Origin of the sequence: Kitasatospora sp. NPDC058184, assembly GCF_042883725.1 — a bacterium.
Classification (GTDB): Bacteria; Actinomycetota; Actinomycetes; order Streptomycetales; family Streptomycetaceae; genus Kitasatospora.
In genome coordinates this window covers 95,028-111,177 of sequence record NZ_JBHVVE010000014.1, presented here as the reverse complement: position 1 = coordinate 111,177, position 16,150 = coordinate 95,028, and the positions used below count along the sequence as shown (strand labels likewise).

The following is a 16,150-nucleotide window of genomic DNA, read 5'->3' as shown; positions in this document are numbered from 1 at the left end:
ATGGTTCCCCCGCCGTGGCGACGGGGGAACCGGTCAACGCTAGCGGGCGCCGCCGGCCACGGCGGGCAGGATGGTGACGCTGTCGCCGTCGGCGAGGGCGGTGGAGATGCCCTCCAGGAAGCGGACGTCCTCGTCGTTCAGGTAGACGTTGACGAAGCGGCGCAGCTCGCCGCCCTCGACCAGGCGGGCGGCGATGCCCGGGTGGCGGGCGTCGAGGTCGGTGAAGAGTTCCCCGAGGTTGCTGCCGTTGCCCTCGACGGCCTTGGCGCCGTCGGTGTAGGTGCGGAGGATGGTCGGGATGCGGACCTCGATGGCCATGGGTGCGCTCCTGTGCGAGTCGTGGAGTGGGTGGGCCGCGGCGGACGCGGCGGGGCGGGCGCCCGGGGCCCGGCGTCGCCGCGGGGCGGCGGGCCCGGGTGAGGTGGTGAAGCGGCTCTCAGCGCGAGCGCGCGGGCGTGCCGGGACAGATCGCACCGGCGTGCCGGCACAGGTCGATGTGCAGGCGCGCCACGAGGCGGGTGCCCGGGGCCTGGGTGCTCACATCGACGGAACGCATGGGCTCATCGTATAGATTCCCGGGCTCGCTTCGACATGCCCGTCTCGGGATCCGGATGTTCCCGTTCCCAGGGCTGAGACGACGACGGCCCGCCGCCCCCTCGGAGGGGTCGGCGGGCCGGGTCCGCACCGGTACCGGTCACACCGGGTAGGCCTCGACGACCTGCACGTCTTCCTCTGTGATCTCGCCGTCCACGATGCGGAACGAGCGGAACTGGTAGGGGTCCTCCTCGCCGTTGCCCTCGGCGGTGGAGACCAGGACGTAGTGGGCGAACGGCTCGGAGGCGTAGCTCACGTCGGTGCGGGAGGGGTAGGCCTCGGTGGCGGTGTGCGAGTGGTAGACGATCACCGGCTCCTCGTCCCGGTCGTCCATCTCGCGGTAGAGCTTGAGCAGGTCGCCCGAGTCGAACTCGTAGAAGGTGGGCGAGCGGGCCGCGTTGAGCATCGGGACGAACCGCTCGGGCCGGCCGCTGCCGGCCGGTCCGGCGACCACGCCGCAGGCCTCGTCCGGGTGGTCGGCGCGGGCGTGGGCCACGATCCGGTCGCGGAGTTCTCGGGTGATGGTCAGCATGCGGTCAGGATAGCCACGCCCCGGCGGCCGTCCGCCGGGTGTCCGAGGCTCGGTCAGCGGGCGTCCACGTTCCCGTCGAGGGCGTTCCCGTCGAGGGTGTTCCCGGTGGAGGCGTTCCCGGTGGAGGCGTTCCCGGTGGGGGCGGGCGCCCCGTCCGGCGCGGCGCCGAGGACGGCCTGCGGGTCGCGGCGCTTGAGCACCTGGTAGCCGCCGACCAGCAGCAGGGCCCAGACCGGGAAGACGAACAGCGAGATCCGGTTGTCCCGGTCCAGCGCGATCAGCACCACGACCACCGCGAGGAAGGCGAGCGCGGCCCCGCTGACCCAGGTGCCCCCGGGCGCCTTGAAGGTGGGCGGCGGCAGGTGGCCGGCCCGCCAGGCCCGGCGGTAGCGGATCTGGGAGATCAGGATCATCGCCCAGGTCCACAGGCCGCAGACCGTGGCGACCGAGGTGATGTACTCGAACGCCCGCGCCGGGACGACGCCGTTGAGCACCACGCCGATGCCCATCAGCAGACAGGAGACGGTGATCGCGAAGGCCGGGGTGCGGCGGGAGTTGAGCCTGGTGAGCCGTCCCGGGGCCTGCCCGCGCAGCGCGAGGTCGCGCAGCATGCGGCCGGTGGAGTACATCCCGGAGTTGCAGGAGGAGAGCGCGGCGGTGAGCACCACGAAGTTGATGATGCCGGCCGCCGCCGGGATGCCGATCTTGCCGAAGGCGGCGACGAACGGGCTGACGCCGGGCCGGAATTCGGTCCACGGCACGAGCGAGAGGATGACCACCAGGGCGCCGATGTAGAACAGCATGATCCGCCACGGCAGGGTGTTGATGGCCCGCGGCAGGGTCTTCTCGGGGTTCTCGCTCTCGCCCGCGGTGACGCCGACGAGTTCGACGCCCAGGTAGGCGAACATGACGATCTGAAGGGTCATCACGGTGGAGCCGATGCCCTCGGGGAAGAAGCCGCCGTCCTGCCAGAGGTGGCCGAGTGACGCGGTGTCACCGGCCTTGCTGAAGCCCAGGGTCAGCACGCCGACGCCGATCAGGATCATGCCGATGATGGCGGTGACCTTGACCATGGAGAACCAGAACTCGATCTCGCCGAACAGCTTCACCGAGATCAGGTTGGCCGCGTAGAGCAGGACCAGGAAGGTCAGCGCGCTGGCCCACTGCGGTATGCCGGGCGCCCAGAACCGCACGTAGACGGCGGCGGCGGTGGTCTCCGCCATGCCGGTGACGACCCAGAACAGCCAGTACGTCCAGCCGGTCACGTAGCCGGCGAAGGGACCGAGGAACTCCCGGGCGTACTCGGCGAAGCTGCCGGAGACCGGGCGGTAGGTGAGCAGTTCACCGAGCGCCCGCATGATCACGAAGATCACCAGGCCGGCGACGGCGTAGGAGAGGATCAGACTGGGACCGGAGCGGGAGATCGCGGTGCCCGCGCCGAGGAACAGACCGGTGCCGATCGCACCGCCGATCGCGATCATCTGGATCTGGCGGCTGCCGAGCCCGCGCTCGTAGCCCTCCGCATCCGGTGGAGTATCGACCCTTTCGTCGTACAACTTCTCGGCCACTGTGCACCGTCCTGGTCGGTCTCGGGGGTGGAGAAGTCGTACCACGCAGGGTTCGGATAGCGGCGTCCATCTGAGCGTTATTTGAGCATGACCTGGTATGTTCTGTCCCGTTTTGATGGGAAAAGCCCCGGCTGATCGTCCATATTCTGGACAAAACGGCCGGGGCTTGCCCGGAATCGGGCAGGATCGACCCCGCAGGGCGATCCGTGCGACACGGTGCGTATACGGCTACCCCCGCGGAGCGGTCCGCGCAGGTCAGTCCGCCATCGCCTCCAACAGCGACTCCTGCAGCGCGCCCAGCCACAGGTACGCCATCACCAGCGGCTTGCGCTCGTCCTCGTCGGGCAGCTCATAGAGGCCGTCCTCGTCGTCCTCGGTGACCTCCAGCCGGACGCCGACGGCCAGCCGCAGGTCGTTCAGCGCGCCCAGCCAGCGCAGGCAGTCCGGCGCGGCCAGCTTGAGCACCCCGCCGCCGCCGAGCCCGTCCAGCGCCCGGACGACGAACAGCGCGTCGTCCCGCTTGCGGGCCCGCAGGTCCAGCTCGGTGAAACGGCGGAACTCCCCGGACGCGACCTCGGCCTCCTCGTCCGCCGGCTCCTCCGGGTCGCTGTAGGCGTCCGGGAAGAACCGGGCCAGCACCGGGTCGGCGGGCGCCTCGGTCGGGCCCTCGGCGAACAGCGCGGCCAGCGGGTCGTCGCCCTCCCCGCCCGGACCGGGGCCGATCAGCTCCAGCACCTGCACTTCCAGCGAGCGCAGGATGGAGGCCTCCCACTCGTCCAGCGCGATCGCCGCGCCACCACTGCCGGCGCTCTCGAACAACCCAGCCATCTGTATCGGTCAGCCCGTCTTCGTCGTCTTCGGTCGTACGGCCGGCGCCGGTCGGCCCGGTGTCAGTCGGCTCGGCGTCAGTCGGCCCGGCATCAGTCGTGCTGCAGCGTCGCCCAGAGGCCGTAGCCGTGCATCGCCTGGACGTCGCGCTCCATCTCCTCGCGGGAACCGCTGGAGACCACCGCCCGGCCCTTGGTGTGGACGTCCATCATCAGCTTCCGGGCCTTGTCCTTCGGGTAGCCGAAGTAGGCCTGGAAGACGTACTGGACGTAGCTCATCAGATTGACCGGGTCGTTGTGCACGATGGTCACCCAGGGCGTGTCCGGCTCGGTCACCGGCACCCCCTCGACCTCCGGGCGCTCGATCTCCACGGGCGCGACGCTCACCCCGGTCCTCCTCGCTGCACAGTCGTCCGTAACCACTCATGCCCCATGCTGCCATCCGGGGGACACCCGGGCGATTCCGCCCCGGCACGCTCGACGAGAAATCGTCACTCTGACGCTAAGTGGTAGTAGCATCATCCGTATGGACGCCACTTCCGTGCGAGCGGCCGCTTCGACCGCCCTGCTCACCGACCGCTACGAGCTCACCATGCTGCAGGCCGCCCTGCGCAGCGGGGCCGCGCACCGCAGCTCCGTCTTCGAGGTGTTCACCCGCCGCCTGCCGAGCGGCCGCCGCTACGGCGTCATGGCCGGCACCGGCCGGGTGCTGGACGCCGTCGAGAACTTCCGCTTCACCTCGCCCCAGCTGGACTGGCTGGCCGACCAGGGCGTCGTCGACGAGGAAACCCTGCGCTTCCTCGCCGACTACCGCTTCCGCGGCGACATCCACGGCTACCCCGAGGGCGAGGTCTACTTCCCCGGCTCCCCCCTGCTCACCGTCGAGGGCACCTTCGCCGAGGCCGTGATCCTGGAGACGGTGATCCTCTCGATCCTCAACCACGACTCGGCCATCGCCGCCGCCGCCTCCCGGATGACCGCCGCCGCCGGCGGCCGCCCGGTGATCGAGATGGGCGCCCGCCGGGCCCACGAGCACGCCGCCGTCTCCGCCGCCCGGGCCGCCTACGTGGCCGGCTTCGCCGCCACCTCCGACCTGGAGGCCGGCTTCACCCACGGCATCCCGACCACCGGCACCGCCGCCCACGCCTTCACCCTGGTGCACGACAGCGAGCGGGACGCCTTCAAGGCGCAGATCGCCTCCATGGGCAAGGGCACCACCCTGCTGGTCGACACCTTCGACCTGCGCGAGGCCGTGCGCACCGCGGTCGAGGTGGCCGGCCCCGACCTGGGCGCCGTCCGGATCGACTCCGGCGACCTCACCCTGCTGGCCCACCGGGTCCGCCGCCAGCTGGACGACCTCGGCGCCGACCGGACCAGGATCATCGTCACCTCGGACCTCGACGAGTACGCGATCGCCGCCCTGGCCGCCGCCCCGGTCGACGGCTACGGCGTCGGCACCAGCCTGGTCACCGGCAGCGGGCACCCGACCTGCGCGATGGTCTACAAGCTGGTCGCCCGGGCCGAGACCGACGGCGGGCCGCTGATCCCGGTCGCCAAGCGCGCGGCCGGCGGCAAGACCAGCATCGGCGGCCGCAAGTGGGCGGCCCGCCGGCCCGACGCCGACGGCGTCGCCGAGGCCGAGGTGGTCGGCACCGGCCCCGTCCCGGACTACCTGCGCCCGCACCTGACGCAGGTGCCGCTGGTCCTGGGCGGCGAGACCGTCGGCCGGGAACCGCTCAGCGCCGCCCGCGACCGGCACGTGCGCGCCCGCGCCGCGCTGCCGCTGTCGGCCACCCAGCTGTCCAAGGGCGACCCGGTGCTGCCGACCGAACTGGTCCTGCCGGCCGGCCCCGGCCGCTGACCGGAACCCGGGGCCGGACCACCGGACCGGCCCCGGGGCTCCCGCCCCCGCGGACGGGATGTCCCGGACCGGCCCCGGGGCTTCCGCCCCCGGGCGCCACTCCCTAGAGTCAGCCGTAGAGTTCCCCGAGTTCCCCCGGAGCTCCCCGAGTACCCCCCGCGCCCGGCACGGCCGGGCCGCGTACTCCCGAGGGCTCCCCCACCGGGGCGCCGCCTCCCGCGGGCCCCCGAGATCCGAGGATGCGAGTCATGCACCGGGCACTGATCGTCGTCGACGTGCAGAACGACTTCTGCGAGGGCGGCAGCCTGGCCGTCGCCGGCGGCGCCGAGGTGGCCGCCGCCATCACCGACCTGATCACCGAGTCCTCCCCCGGCTACCGGCACATCCTCGCCACCCGCGACCACCACATCGACCCGGGCGACCACTTCTCCGCCGAGCCGGACTACGTCGACAGCTGGCCGCCGCACTGCGTGGCCGGCACCGAGGGCGTGGGCTTCCACCCCAACTTCGCGCCCGCCGTCATCTCCGGCGCGGTCGAGGCGGTCTTCGACAAGGGCGCCCACTCGGCGGCGTACAGCGGCTTCGAGGGGCTGGACGAGAACAACCGCGGTCCGGTGGAGTGGCTGCGCGAGCGGCAGGTCGACCAGGTCGACGTGGTCGGCATCGCCACCGACCACTGCGTCCGGGCGACCGCGCTGGACGCCGCCCGGGCGGGCTTCACCACCCGCGTGCTGCTGGACCTCACCGCCGGGGTGAACCCGGAGACCACCGCCGCCGCGCTGGCGGAGCTGCGGGCGGCCGGGGTCGAGCTGGTCGGCGCGCCGGTGGTCCGTTCGTAACGGCATTCGGGGGGCGTGCCGTGCGGGCGTGTTGTGGGTGCGTGTTGTGGGTGCGGCCGGCGTGTTCCGGTCGGCCGGCGTCGCCCGCTCAGACCACCAGCAGCTCCACCACGTCCGTCCCGCCGACCCGGTACGCCTCGCGCAGTTCGCCGCCGACCGCGTCCGGGTCGGCGGCCAGCGCGGCCCCGCAGACGTACACCACCCGGATGCCCAGGTACTCCATCCGGTGCTGCCCGCCGCGCACCCAGGCGGCCTCGCCCTCGCTCACGCTGCGCAGCTCCGAGTCCACCTCCACCGCGACGCCCCGCTCCGGCCAGTAGAGGTCCGGGACTGCGATGTACGTGCCGCCGCGCATCCGCAGCTCGGGGGCGTTCAGCGGGGCGGGCAGCAGCCGCTCGTCCACCAGGCGGCCGATCCGCTCCAGCGCCAAGTCCCGCTCGGCGGCCAGCAGTTCGTCCAGGGCGGCCCGAACCCGCGGTTCGCAGGTCAGCCCCGAGTCGGTCAGCTCGGACACCAACTCCCGTACCGTGCAGCGGTTCCCGGGCAGGGCGACGGCCTCCCGCAGCACCTCGCGCACCGGCGCCGCGCCACCCGGCTCCGCCGTCCACTCGACCAGCGCGTCGGCGACCGCCCGGGCCACCGGCGCACAGGCCAGGCCGTGCACCGAGCGGGCCACCAACTCCCGTTCGGTGCGCCGGATCCGCACCTCGCCGACGTCCTTCAGCCGGCGCTGCCGGGGCACCAGGACGTCCACCCCGGTCACCGCGGGCAGCCGGGGCACAACCGTGAAGCCGTACAGCGCCAGCGCGGCCGTACCGGTGATCACCGCGCCCTCCCGGCGGCCCTCTTCCCGGCCGTTCTGCGCGGCGTACAGCAGCGCGGCCCACATCCGCTGCTCCGGGGTGGGCTCGGCGGACTGCAGCAGGTAGACCCGGGGCAGCACCCGCCGCCAGGGGCCGCCCCGGCGGCAGTGCTCGGTGATGATCCGGGCCGGCACGCCCCGGGCGCGCAGCTGGCTCGCGGTGACGACGTTCTGTTGACGCTTCGCCAGCTCCTCCAGGGACGGCGGCGGCGACGGAATCCGGTAGCTCATGCCGACACCATCCCCAACCGTCCGGACCCGCGACCGAGACCCTGACGCACTGTTACCCAACCGTCGCGAAACCGGGATCAGCCCGCACTAAAGTCCTCATACCCTCACTCATTTGGAGTAATTGACGCTCATCAGGTTGTCATATGTGATCGAAAACGATCGCCGACCTGGTCGCCTGACCCAGAGTGATCAAAGGCATACGGCGAGGGACCCCCAAGGCGTCAATCCCGCCCCGGGGATTGCCTAGGCTTACGTCATGTCACGTGACGAGACCGCCGGCCTCCGCGCGGCCCAGCTCCGCCTCGGCCGTCTGCCCGGATACGTCCGCCGCCCGGACCCCGCCCGCCGCAGCGGCGAGAAGGGGCATACGTACAAGAAGGGCTGGGAGGTCCGCTTCACCGCCCGCAGTGAGGCCGAGATAGCAGAGATCCGCGACCTCGTGGTCGCCGCCGGGTTCGCCCCGGCCAGGCCCTTCTTCAAGGGCCACCAGCTCATCCAGCCCGTCTACGGCATGGCGGCCGTACAGGCCTACCTGGCCGCTAGACAGGCCGCCGAGGAGCATGCCGCCCGAGCCGCGCTCGGCCGCCGACGACGGGCCACCGGACACGCCCCCGGGGCGCTCGCGGGGGGCGTGCACGCCCCCGCCGCGCACGCCACGGGTGTGCACGCGGCGAGCGCCCACGCCGCGGGTCCGCATGCCGCCGGCGCCCACGCCACGGGCGCGGCGCACACGGGCCCGGCGCACCGGTGCGAGCGCGAGGAGGCCGCCGCCGGGGCAGCTGCGGCGGCTGCGGCCGCGGCAGCCGCGGCGGCGCAGGCGGCCCGGCGACGGGCCGTCGAAGCCTTCCCCACCCAGGTCGAACGGGACACCGCCGTCGACCGGATCTCCCCCACGGAGGCCCGGACGACCTCCTGACGGACAGCCGGCCGCTCCGCCCGCCCTCCCGCCCCCGGCGTTCCGCCCGGCCCGACCCGGGCCGCCGGGGTGTGGCGGACGCGCCCGGCGGCACACCGGCGGTCGCGGGACCACCCCGTCCAACGGCCGCCCCACCAGCGCGCCCTCCGCCCCGGCGCGCGGCGGGCGCCGGGTCCACCGCGTCCACGGCGCACCCGTTCCGCGCACGCCGTCCGGCCCGCCCGCGCGGACGTCATCGCGGTGACGACCATGCCCTCTTCCGTGGCGATCTTCCCCACGATCGTGAGTGCGGTTGTGCGGGTGGTTGTGCGCACCCAGGTTCGCGCCCTGGGCGTGGACGCCAGCCTCCACAGGGCCTACGGTGGCACATCAACCGCCCTGCGGCCGCCGTCGCCCCACACCCTCTGACCAGCCGCGACACGCTCGCACCTACGACTCCCGCGCCACTGCGCAGCACCGCCCCACCGGCCCTCGCCGGCCCTCCGCCCGGCCGTCCCGCCACCTCGCCGCACCCGGTCGCCACCGGAACCGGCCTGGCGGCGGCGGGTTCCGGGCATTCCATCGGATTGGTCACCCAGCGCACCGAGGGCCTACCGTAGAGTGAGCACAGATGATCGACCGTCAGAAACCCATCTCCCTTTCCGAGAAGCCGAGATGACCAACCGTCACGAGAGTTCAGCCGAGCCGCCCCCGAGGCCCGGCGAGCCGGCGGAGGTGCCCCTGGAGTTCACCGCGTTCTGCGAACTCCACCGCCCCCGGTACCTCAGCTACGCGCGCGTGTGGCTGACCGAGCACAGCGCCGCGGCCGTCGCCGTCCAACAGGCCTTCGCGGAAATCGCGGTGCACTGGCGGGAGTTGATGGGCAGCTCCAACCCCACCGCGCACGCCTGGGAGATCCTGCGCGGCACCGTCGCCGACCACACCCGCCAGGCGACCCCCGCCCCGGACCGCCACCCGGCCGACGACGACCTGGCGATCCTGCACTACGTCGTCGGCCTCGCCGCCCCCGAGATCGCCGACGTCATCGGCACCGACGCCGCCAGCGTGGCCGGACGGCTGCGCCGCACCATGCTGCGCGAGGCCTCCGGCTGGTGACCCCGCGCCCCGGCCGCCTCCGGTCCGGCCTCAGACCGGGCCTCGGCCCCGCTCCCGGGGCCGGCTCCAGGACCGGCTTCAGGACCGGCTTCAGACCCGCTCGCCCGTCACGTCGAACAGGTGGTGCACCGGGTCGTGGATCAGGTACCGGGAGAACGACTCGACCGTGAACCGCGCCCCGTCGCTGCGGCTCCCGGTCCGCGCCCACTGCGCCCCCGCCACCCGCTCGAAAGCGGCGGCGAGCGTCTCAGCGGCCTCCGCCAGCTCCCCGGCCACCACCTTCGGGTCCTGCTCCCCGTAGCGCTCGGCGACGGCCGTCTCGTCCTGGTCCCAGTTGGGGAACAGCGGGTCCTCCAGGTCCAGCATCAGGTTCAGCCGGACCTCGAACAGCCGGAAGACGTCCCGGACGTGGCACGCGTACTCCAGGTCCGACCACACCCCCGGAGCCGGCCGCCGGCGCAACCCGTCCACATCCCCCGCCAGCACCGCCAGCCAGCCCTCCGCATTGGCCCGGACCATCCCGGCCACGTCCTCCCGCACCACCCGCGGAGTCTCCAACCCGCAGTCGGGGCACGGGCGTTCCAGCACCCAGGTCCAGTCCTTGGTGTCGGGGACGATCCCGTCGTCGGCGGTGTTCGTGGCGGCGATCGACGTGCTCTCGACCCGCGTGCGCTCAGGAGTGCTCATGGGCCCAGCATCTCCGCCACCGGGGGAACCCCACCAGCGGCAATGACGCCAGCGGTCGCCGAAATACTGCCACCCCCGGCGCATTCACCCGGCGCGTCCGCCCGACACACGCCCCTGTCCCCGCGCGCACCCCAACCGGTGCGCGCCCGCACGCCAGGACTAAACACGTGGACGAACCGGAAGCCGACCATCCATCCTGGCCGCCATGACCGCTCCCACCGATCTCGCCGCCCTCGCCGTGAAGCCCACCCTGCACGGCCCCACCATCCGACTCGTCCCCCTCGACGAACGGCACACCGACCCGATGTGGGAACTCTGCGCCGACGAGACCACCAAACGGCTCACCGGCACCCGCACCGCCTTCACCCGCGACCGGATCCACCAGTGGTGCACCACCCGAGCCCAACAGCCCGATCGCCTCGACCTCGCCGTCGAAGACCCCGCCACCGGCCGCTTCCTCGGCGAGGCCGCCCTCAACGACGTCGACCCCGACAACTCCTCCGCCGGCTACCGGATCGCCCTCACCCCGGACCACACCGGCCGCGGCATCGGCACCGAAACCACCCTCCTGGTCCTGCGCCACGCCTTCGAGACCATCCGCCTCCACCGCGTCCACCTCGAAGTCTTCGAGTACAACGAACGCGCCGCCCACTCCTACCGCAAGTCCGGCTTCACCCTCGAAGGCCGCTCCCGCCAAGCCCACCACTGGGACGACCGCTACTGGGACGTCCTCCAGATGGCCGCCCTACGCGACGAATGGCTCGCCACTCACTGACCCGCCCCCCGCCGCCTCCGCACCACCAACACCCCGACAAGGGCAACCACCAACACCAACCCCCCGGCCGCCACCCCCACGACCACCCCGACCCCGTTCCCGCCGCTCCCCTTGTCCCCCTCGGGGACCATGGGCACGACGGCGGGCTCGTCGGTCTCCTCGTCCACCGGAGGCGGAGTGCCCTTCGCCTCCATCCGCCCGAGCAGGGGGTTCTCCCGGGGCCCGTTGTCCACAGCGGGATTCGCCTCCAGGGCCTTCGCCGGCGCGACGAGCCCGTAGCCGTAGTGGTTGTCGGGTACCGCCGTCCCGTTGGCCGGCGGCGTGGCCGTTTTGATCATGCGGTTGATCACCTGCCCGGCGGACAGGTCGGGGTACTTCGACCGAATCAGCGCGGCAGTGGCGGCGACGTAGGCCGTGGAATCGGAGGTGCCGTTCGCAACCAGGTAGCTCGTCGGTGACTTCGCCCCGGCGTGGTTGATCCCGACGCCTGGCGCGATGAGCGTGGTCTCGGGGCCGGACGTGGAATCGCCCCACACAACACCCTTGGAATCTGCCGCCCCCACGGCCACGACGCCGGGGAAGGCGGCCGGATACCCTACGCCGTTGCTTGAACCGTCGTTGCCCGTGCCCGCGATCAGAACGACGTCCTTCGACACCCCGTACGCAACCGCCTTTCGCGTCTGCGAGTCGAATCGCGAGCCCCCCCCGAGAGAGATGTTGACGACCTTCGCGCCCTTGTCCACCGCGAAGCGGATGCCCGCCGCCAGGTCGTTCTGCTCGGGGATGGGGCCTTCGTCGTTCGTCCGCACCTTCACCGGAAGGATCTTCGCCTTCGGAGCCAGGCCCATCACTCCGGCCTGAGTGCCGTGGCCGTGGCCGGCGATCAGACTCGCCATGCCCGTCCCGTGCCCATTGGTGTCAACACGACCATCCGACTGGGTACCCGAGAAATCAGCCCCTGGAAGAACCTGCCCGGTCAGGTCCTGGTGGTCCGGGTTCACCCCGGTGTCGATCACCGCGACGACGACGCCCTCGCCCTGGCTGACCGGCCAGACCTTGGCCTCGGCCTCGAAGGTCTTCAAAGCCCATTGCTGGTCCCTGACCTGATCGGCCAAGGCCGCCGGCCCGGCAACACCCCAGACCAGTGCCCCGGCAGCAAGGACCGCCGTACCACGCGCCAACCAGCGGCTCGTCAAACCCGGTCACCCCACTCAGCGAGGCATCCCGCAGGCCACCGACCTGCGGGATGCGATCAGATCACCAGTCCGCCTACGGACCGGCCTCATTCCACCACGTTCGGGTTGGTCGGCTTGTCCGACGCCCAGGTCTCCTCGTCCTCGACGAGGTAGTCCGGCCGCTTGCCGTCCTTCTCCCGTTCCTTCTTGCGTCCCTGGGTACCGGTCAGCGGGATACCAGGAGACATGCCGTTCGCACCTGCGACGCCGGACTCGCCCCTGAGGCGGTTCCGCACTCCCAGCCCGGACCCGCCTTCCGTGAACGCCTGCTTGCCGTGTGCCCCGGCATCGGGCGGCGTCGCCCCTCGGACGGAACCGCCTGGTCGGCCCTGAGGCGCACCGGTCTGCTTGCCTCCGGTGGCTCCACGGCCGCCGGCTCCGAAGCCCGGATTGACCTCACCGCCACCACCTGCGACAGCCCGGCCCGCCCGCGGGCTCACGCCCTGCACCGGTGTCTCGCCACTGGTGGACCCGCTGCCTCCGTATCCGGGCCTGCCGTTCCCGATCCCGGGCAGGGCCACCGGATTCTGCGCGGTCGGTCCGGCCGGGCCGACGACCGTCTGCCCGCCTCCGGTCGGGGCCGGCCCGGTCACGGGGCCCGTGACCGGGCCGGTGCTCAGGCCGGAGGTCTGGGTGCCCGAAGTGGGAGGCGTCGGCACGCTACCGCTCGGACGGGACACCGGAGTGCCGGAAATACCCGCTTCGGGACCGCGACCCACCGTGCTCGACGGCTTCGACAGGGCTTGCGCCGTACCACCCTTGATGCCGGAGTCGGTCGCGACAGCCGCGTTCCTGGCCGAGGAGCCGGCCGCCATCGGAGGCTGGGAGGACTGCGGACGCTGCGGCCCGGGGGCGGGTGCGGTCCGCGCGGACGTTCCCCCGGCTCCGAGCGAGGTACCCGACATGACCGCCGCCGCCATCGCCGCGGCGTTGCCAGGGTCGTCCTGTGATCCCTGCTCAACGGGCTTGTCGACACGCTGGTTCGTCATCGGCGGGGGCTTCAGGGCCGGGGTGGCGACGCGGTAGTGCATGGCGAGGGTCTGCATGATGGCGGCCGCTTCGGCCTTCTTGCGGTCGGCGAGGGGGATGTGTTCGTCGTCGTCGCCGAAGAGGGCGTCGCCGACGGTGTCCTTGACCTTGTCCCAGTTGCCGGGTTCCTCGGGCATGTCGCGCTTGGCCTTGGCCATGGCTTCGGAGGTGTTGTGGAGGGTGTTGGCCGCGTCGTTGGCGTAGGCGGCGGCGTTGTTGATGCTGGCGGCCAGGGTGAGCATGCGGGTGTGGAAGGCGTCGCTGGTGGTGCCTTCCCAGGAGGTGGCGGCTTCGGTGCTGGCCTTGGTGAGGGTCTGGCGGATCTGCTTGAGGGTGTCGGCGGCCTTGCGCCAGGGGTCGCCGGCGGCCATCACCGCGCCGGGGTCGAGGGCCTGTGCCATGGTGCGGAGCTGGGCGTGGCTGTACTTGGTGAAGTCGGTGTAGACCACGGGCGGTCGGCCTCCGTTCGGGGCGGGCGGGCGGCGGTCAGACGGTGGCGTTGCCGCGGGTGGACGGGGTGCGGTTCTGCTGGGCTGCGGCCTGGCTGCTCGCGGAGGGCTGGGCGACGGACCAGCCGTCGTCGCCGAGCTTGAGCTTCGTGGCGGTGTGCTGGTCCTGCTCCTCGTAGTTGGTGGCGGTGAGGTCGGCCTTCTGCTGGGCCTCGTTCACGGCTTCCTGGAGCTGGTTGAGGACGTCGCGCAGCGCGTCCCGCATGGTGCCGTAGCGGCCGTGGATCTCGGCGGCCTCGGCGAAGGTCCCGAAGGCGGTCTTGCCGATGCCGCTGCGGCCGTGGGCGTCGGTGCCGTCGGCGTGTTTCTGGAAGTCGGCGAGCAGCAGCCGTACTTGGCCGGCGAAGGCGCGGAGCTGTTCGACCTCGACGCGGTAGCCCTGTCCGGCTCCGCCGGTCGATCCGGTTCCGGTGGTTCCTGTGCCCATGTCGGCGCCTCCCCCGTGCGTCCGTCCCCCTGGCGGCCGGGGCCGGGCCCCGGTGTCTCATGTCTAACACACCGGGCCCGAATCCCGCCCGGGGCATGGTCAGTTCGCGTTCGTCCCGGTGCGTCGGGCGTCGGCGAGGGCGCGGCGGCAGAGCGAGTCGGCGTGCCGGGTGGTTTCGGGGAGGCGGTAGTGGCGGGCGAGGTCGAGGGTGGTGCGGACGGCGGTGTCGAGGCCGGTGCGGTGGCCGACGGAGACGAAGACGGGTTTGACGCCGGCCCTGGTGCGGACGGCGCGGCCGACCTCCTCGCCGGTGGCGGGGTCGGTGAGGGGGGTCCAGGAGCCGCGTGGTGCGTCGGGTTCGTGGTGGTCGAAGGTGAAGGGGGTCTTGGCGACGCCGAGGGTGCGGAGTCCGGTGAGGATGCCGAGGTGGCTGGCGAGGCCGAGGCGGCGGGGGTGGGCGAGGCCGTAGCCGTCGCAGACGACGGTGTCGGGGGTGCGGGTGAGGGCGGCCAACGCGTCGAGGACGGCGGGGAGTTCGCGGAAGGCGAGCAGTCCGGGGACGTACGGGAAGGCGATCCGGCCGACGGCGGTGGCCTGTTCGACGACGTCCAGGGTGTCGCGGTCGAGCAGGACGGCCGCGGCGGCGACGAGGTCGTGTTCGTCGTCGTAGGCGACGTCCACACCGGCGATCAGGGTGCCGGGGGCGGCGGGGTCCCGGCCCGGGTCGTCGTGGGGCTGGACGAGCGGGCGCAGCCGCTCCTGTTCGGCGAGTGCCTCGGCCTCGGTGGTGGGCCAGTCGGCGGGGATGGGCATGGTCGGTTCCCCCGGGTACGTGGTGCTCGGTGATACGTGCTCAGCGACAGTGCGTGGCAGGCGCCGGTCTCACCGTACCGAGCGGGCCGGACGACCCCGGGGTGAGCCCGTGCGCCCCCTGTGCCCCCGCCTCCGGGGGCTAGCCTGGACGTACCCGTCCTCCCCGCGGGGTAGCACCACTGGAACCGGCTCCACTCCCGCCCGTTTCCCCCGACGTGCGAAGGACCCCCGCCATGCCGCGCCCCTCCGTCGCCCAGGCCTGCCTCGGCTCGTTCACCGTCGTCGCCACCACGGTGGCACTGCTGGCCGTCTCGGGCGCCTCGGGCGTCCTGGCGGTCGTGGTGCTGGTGGGGTTCGCGCTGGCGCTCGGCACCGTGGTGACGGTGCTTTCGATGTCCGCCGCCGCGGCCAGGTCCGCCACCGTGGCGTCGGGCTCCGGGGCCCCGGCCGCCCCGCCGCGCCCCACCGCGACCGCTGCCGGGCACGCGTACGCCCGGCAGCGCTGATCCGCCGCCGGGCGCGGGCGCGTCCCGCCGCGCCGCTCAGACCTCCGTGGTGACCACCACGGTCTTCGCGGCCTTGTCGTGCAGGCACTGCCGGTAGGGCTTGTCGAAGACGCCGAAGAGGCCGTCGACGATCCACCAGAGGGCGGCGCAGCAGAGCACGGCCGGGAGGATGAAGACGGCGGCGCGGGTCCAGGCGGCGGACTGGGTGGGCTTGTTCCCGTCGACGAGCATGGCGACGCGGATCTTCATCGCCTTCTTGCCGAGGGTCTGGCCGTCCCGGCTGAGCATCAGGGCCTCGTAGACGAGGTAGATGGCGCAGCCGAGCCAGAACGCCTCGGTGGAGCCGTTGCGCGTGCTGAGGTCGGTGAAGGGGCCCACGATGATCACGCCGACGGCCTGCATCAGGAGGTAGTCGATCAGCCGGGCGAGGAACCGCTTGGGCCAGGTGCCGATCGGCGGCATGCCGGGGACGGGGCCGGCGCCGGGGGTGCCGTACGCGCCGGGGCCGTAGCCGGTGCCGTGGCCGGGCGGCGGCTGGTCGTACGGGTTCTGGCCGTACGGGTTCTGACCGGGGGTCGGTTCGCCGTACGGGCTTCCGCCGTAGGTGCCCTGGTAGGCGCCGGGGCCGCCGGACCGGTCACCGGACGGGTCGTGGGACGGGGTCGGGCCCGGCGGCTCGCCTTCCGGCGTGCCGCCGCCCGGCTGCGGGGGCTGCTTGTCGAAGGAGGGCGTACCGCCCCCCTCCGGCTGGGGGCCTGAGGGGTCGTGGGTGCTCATGCCCCCGAGTAGAACATCACACATTCTTGATGTTCGGGACATTTTGTCCGTTTTGCACCAGGCCCTA

General features: G+C 72.6%; 19 protein-coding genes. 6 read left to right on the top strand and 13 right to left on the bottom strand.

The features are described from left to right. Positions 1 to 39 precede the first annotated feature (39 nt). The 6 genes from ACFVXH_RS25365 to clpS all read right to left on the bottom strand — a co-directional run bounded on the left by ACFVXH_RS25365 (position 40) and on the right by clpS (position 3,908). Entirely contained in the window at positions 40 to 318 is a 279-nt protein-coding gene (locus tag ACFVXH_RS25365; protein ID WP_030242903.1) for a MoaD/ThiS family protein, read from the bottom strand. A gap of 118 nt (positions 319 to 436) precedes the next feature. Beyond that, complete coding sequence (locus tag ACFVXH_RS25360) at positions 437 to 556, bottom strand: putative leader peptide (RefSeq protein ID WP_310593142.1); 120 nt, start codon at positions 554 to 556, stop codon at positions 437 to 439. A 138-nt stretch (positions 557 to 694) separates the two neighbouring features. Further along, a complete protein-coding gene (locus ACFVXH_RS25355) occupies positions 695 to 1,126 on the bottom strand; it encodes a Mov34/MPN/PAD-1 family protein (RefSeq protein WP_074005046.1) in 432 nt (143 codons plus the stop codon). Between the two features lie 53 nt (positions 1,127 to 1,179). After that, positions 1,180 to 2,694, bottom strand: coding sequence for an amino acid permease (locus tag ACFVXH_RS25350; RefSeq protein ID WP_387827361.1), 1,515 nt, complete (start codon positions 2,692 to 2,694; stop codon positions 1,180 to 1,182). Positions 2,695 to 2,949: 255 nt separating this feature from the next. Then, positions 2,950 to 3,522 carry a DUF2017 domain-containing protein gene (locus ACFVXH_RS25345; RefSeq protein WP_375874761.1) on the bottom strand — a complete coding sequence of 191 codons (573 nt, stop codon included), beginning with the start codon at positions 3,520 to 3,522 and terminating at the stop codon, positions 2,950 to 2,952. A gap of 92 nt (positions 3,523 to 3,614) precedes the next feature. Further along, entirely contained in the window at positions 3,615 to 3,908 is a 294-nt protein-coding gene (clpS, locus tag ACFVXH_RS25340; RefSeq protein ID WP_049654313.1) for an ATP-dependent Clp protease adapter ClpS, read from the bottom strand. Positions 3,909 to 4,047: 139 nt separating this feature from the next. Between clpS and ACFVXH_RS25335 the strand changes: the two genes are divergently transcribed. Continuing rightward, a complete protein-coding gene (locus ACFVXH_RS25335) occupies positions 4,048 to 5,382 on the top strand; it encodes a nicotinate phosphoribosyltransferase (protein ID WP_049654311.1) in 1,335 nt (444 codons plus the stop codon). A 248-nt stretch (positions 5,383 to 5,630) separates the two neighbouring features. After that, positions 5,631 to 6,221: an isochorismatase family protein gene (locus tag ACFVXH_RS25330; protein ID WP_074005044.1), complete on the top strand. Its 591-nt coding sequence runs from the start codon at positions 5,631 to 5,633 to the stop codon at positions 6,219 to 6,221. Positions 6,222 to 6,309: 88 nt separating this feature from the next. On the opposite strand, the gene ACFVXH_RS25325 is transcribed toward ACFVXH_RS25330, so the two are convergent. After that, positions 6,310 to 7,314, bottom strand: coding sequence for a hypothetical protein (locus ACFVXH_RS25325; protein WP_074005043.1), 1,005 nt, complete (start codon positions 7,312 to 7,314; stop codon positions 6,310 to 6,312). Positions 7,315 to 7,570: 256 nt separating this feature from the next. On the opposite strand from ACFVXH_RS25325, the gene ACFVXH_RS25320 reads away from it, so the two are divergent. Both ACFVXH_RS25320 and ACFVXH_RS25315 read left to right on the top strand, forming a co-directional pair. Continuing rightward, positions 7,571 to 8,230 carry a hypothetical protein gene (locus tag ACFVXH_RS25320; protein ID WP_074005042.1) on the top strand — a complete coding sequence of 220 codons (660 nt, stop codon included), beginning with the start codon at positions 7,571 to 7,573 and terminating at the stop codon, positions 8,228 to 8,230. Positions 8,231 to 8,884: 654 nt separating this feature from the next. Beyond that, entirely contained in the window at positions 8,885 to 9,325 is a 441-nt protein-coding gene (locus ACFVXH_RS25315; protein WP_049657761.1) for a hypothetical protein, read from the top strand. Positions 9,326 to 9,415: 90 nt separating this feature from the next. Here ACFVXH_RS25315 and ACFVXH_RS25310 read toward each other — a convergent pair whose 3' ends face one another. Next, positions 9,416 to 10,012, bottom strand: coding sequence for a DinB family protein (locus tag ACFVXH_RS25310; RefSeq protein WP_079272640.1), 597 nt, complete (start codon positions 10,010 to 10,012; stop codon positions 9,416 to 9,418). Between the two features lie 205 nt (positions 10,013 to 10,217). On the opposite strand from ACFVXH_RS25310, the gene ACFVXH_RS25305 reads away from it, so the two are divergent. Further along, positions 10,218 to 10,787, top strand: a complete 570-nt coding sequence (locus ACFVXH_RS25305; RefSeq protein ID WP_074005041.1) for a GNAT family N-acetyltransferase — start codon at positions 10,218 to 10,220, stop codon at positions 10,785 to 10,787. On the opposite strand, the gene mycP is transcribed toward ACFVXH_RS25305, so the two are convergent. The 4 genes from mycP to ACFVXH_RS25285 form a co-directional block, all read right to left on the bottom strand. Beyond that, positions 10,781 to 11,869: a type VII secretion-associated serine protease mycosin gene (gene mycP / locus ACFVXH_RS25300; RefSeq protein ID WP_206745855.1), complete on the bottom strand. Its 1,089-nt coding sequence runs from the start codon at positions 11,867 to 11,869 to the stop codon at positions 10,781 to 10,783. The genes ACFVXH_RS25305 and mycP overlap by 7 nt on opposite strands. A 200-nt stretch (positions 11,870 to 12,069) precedes the next feature. Beyond that, on the bottom strand, positions 12,070 to 13,452 hold the full coding sequence (locus tag ACFVXH_RS25295) for a hypothetical protein (protein ID WP_387827353.1): 1,383 nt from the start codon (positions 13,450 to 13,452) through the stop codon (positions 12,070 to 12,072). A gap of 85 nt (positions 13,453 to 13,537) precedes the next feature. Then, positions 13,538 to 13,987, bottom strand: a complete 450-nt coding sequence (locus tag ACFVXH_RS25290) for a hypothetical protein (RefSeq protein ID WP_049657753.1) — start codon at positions 13,985 to 13,987, stop codon at positions 13,538 to 13,540. A 99-nt stretch (positions 13,988 to 14,086) separates the two neighbouring features. Next, a complete protein-coding gene (locus ACFVXH_RS25285; protein ID WP_049657751.1) occupies positions 14,087 to 14,800 on the bottom strand; it encodes an endonuclease V in 714 nt (237 codons plus the stop codon). Positions 14,801 to 15,033: 233 nt separating this feature from the next. Between ACFVXH_RS25285 and ACFVXH_RS25280 the strand changes: the two genes are divergently transcribed. Then, entirely contained in the window at positions 15,034 to 15,306 is a 273-nt protein-coding gene (locus ACFVXH_RS25280; RefSeq protein WP_074005038.1) for a hypothetical protein, read from the top strand. A gap of 36 nt (positions 15,307 to 15,342) precedes the next feature. Here ACFVXH_RS25280 and ACFVXH_RS25275 read toward each other — a convergent pair whose 3' ends face one another. Next, positions 15,343 to 16,083 (bottom strand): RDD family protein, encoded by a 741-nt coding sequence (locus ACFVXH_RS25275; protein WP_387827349.1) that lies wholly within the window; start codon positions 16,081 to 16,083, stop codon positions 15,343 to 15,345. Positions 16,084 to 16,150 lie beyond the last annotated feature (67 nt).

Coding starts and splice junctions, on each gene's coding strand:
- ACFVXH_RS25365 (WP_030242903.1), bottom strand. CDS start 318: ATGGCCATCGAGGTCCGCATCCCGACCATCCTCCGCACCTACACCGAC.
- ACFVXH_RS25360 (WP_310593142.1), bottom strand. CDS start 556: ATGCGTTCCGTCGATGTGAGCACCCAGGCCCCGGGCACCCGCCTCGTG.
- ACFVXH_RS25355 (WP_074005046.1), bottom strand. CDS start 1,126: ATGCTGACCATCACCCGAGAACTCCGCGACCGGATCGTGGCCCACGCC.
- ACFVXH_RS25345 (WP_375874761.1), bottom strand. CDS start 3,522: ATGGCTGGGTTGTTCGAGAGCGCCGGCAGTGGTGGCGCGGCGATCGCG.
- ACFVXH_RS25335 (WP_049654311.1), top strand. CDS start 4,048: ATGGACGCCACTTCCGTGCGAGCGGCCGCTTCGACCGCCCTGCTCACC.
- ACFVXH_RS25330 (WP_074005044.1), top strand. CDS start 5,631: ATGCACCGGGCACTGATCGTCGTCGACGTGCAGAACGACTTCTGCGAG.
- ACFVXH_RS25325 (WP_074005043.1), bottom strand. CDS start 7,314: ATGAGCTACCGGATTCCGTCGCCGCCGCCGTCCCTGGAGGAGCTGGCG.
- ACFVXH_RS25320 (WP_074005042.1), top strand. CDS start 7,571: ATGTCACGTGACGAGACCGCCGGCCTCCGCGCGGCCCAGCTCCGCCTC.
- ACFVXH_RS25315 (WP_049657761.1), top strand. CDS start 8,885: ATGACCAACCGTCACGAGAGTTCAGCCGAGCCGCCCCCGAGGCCCGGC.
- ACFVXH_RS25310 (WP_079272640.1), bottom strand. CDS start 10,012: ATGAGCACTCCTGAGCGCACGCGGGTCGAGAGCACGTCGATCGCCGCC.
- ACFVXH_RS25305 (WP_074005041.1), top strand. CDS start 10,218: ATGACCGCTCCCACCGATCTCGCCGCCCTCGCCGTGAAGCCCACCCTG.
- ACFVXH_RS25295 (WP_387827353.1), bottom strand. CDS start 13,452: ATGGCACAGGCCCTCGACCCCGGCGCGGTGATGGCCGCCGGCGACCCC.
- ACFVXH_RS25290 (WP_049657753.1), bottom strand. CDS start 13,987: ATGGGCACAGGAACCACCGGAACCGGATCGACCGGCGGAGCCGGACAG.
- ACFVXH_RS25285 (WP_049657751.1), bottom strand. CDS start 14,800: ATGCCCATCCCCGCCGACTGGCCCACCACCGAGGCCGAGGCACTCGCC.
- ACFVXH_RS25280 (WP_074005038.1), top strand. CDS start 15,034: ATGCCGCGCCCCTCCGTCGCCCAGGCCTGCCTCGGCTCGTTCACCGTC.
- ACFVXH_RS25275 (WP_387827349.1), bottom strand. CDS start 16,083: ATGAGCACCCACGACCCCTCAGGCCCCCAGCCGGAGGGGGGCGGTACG.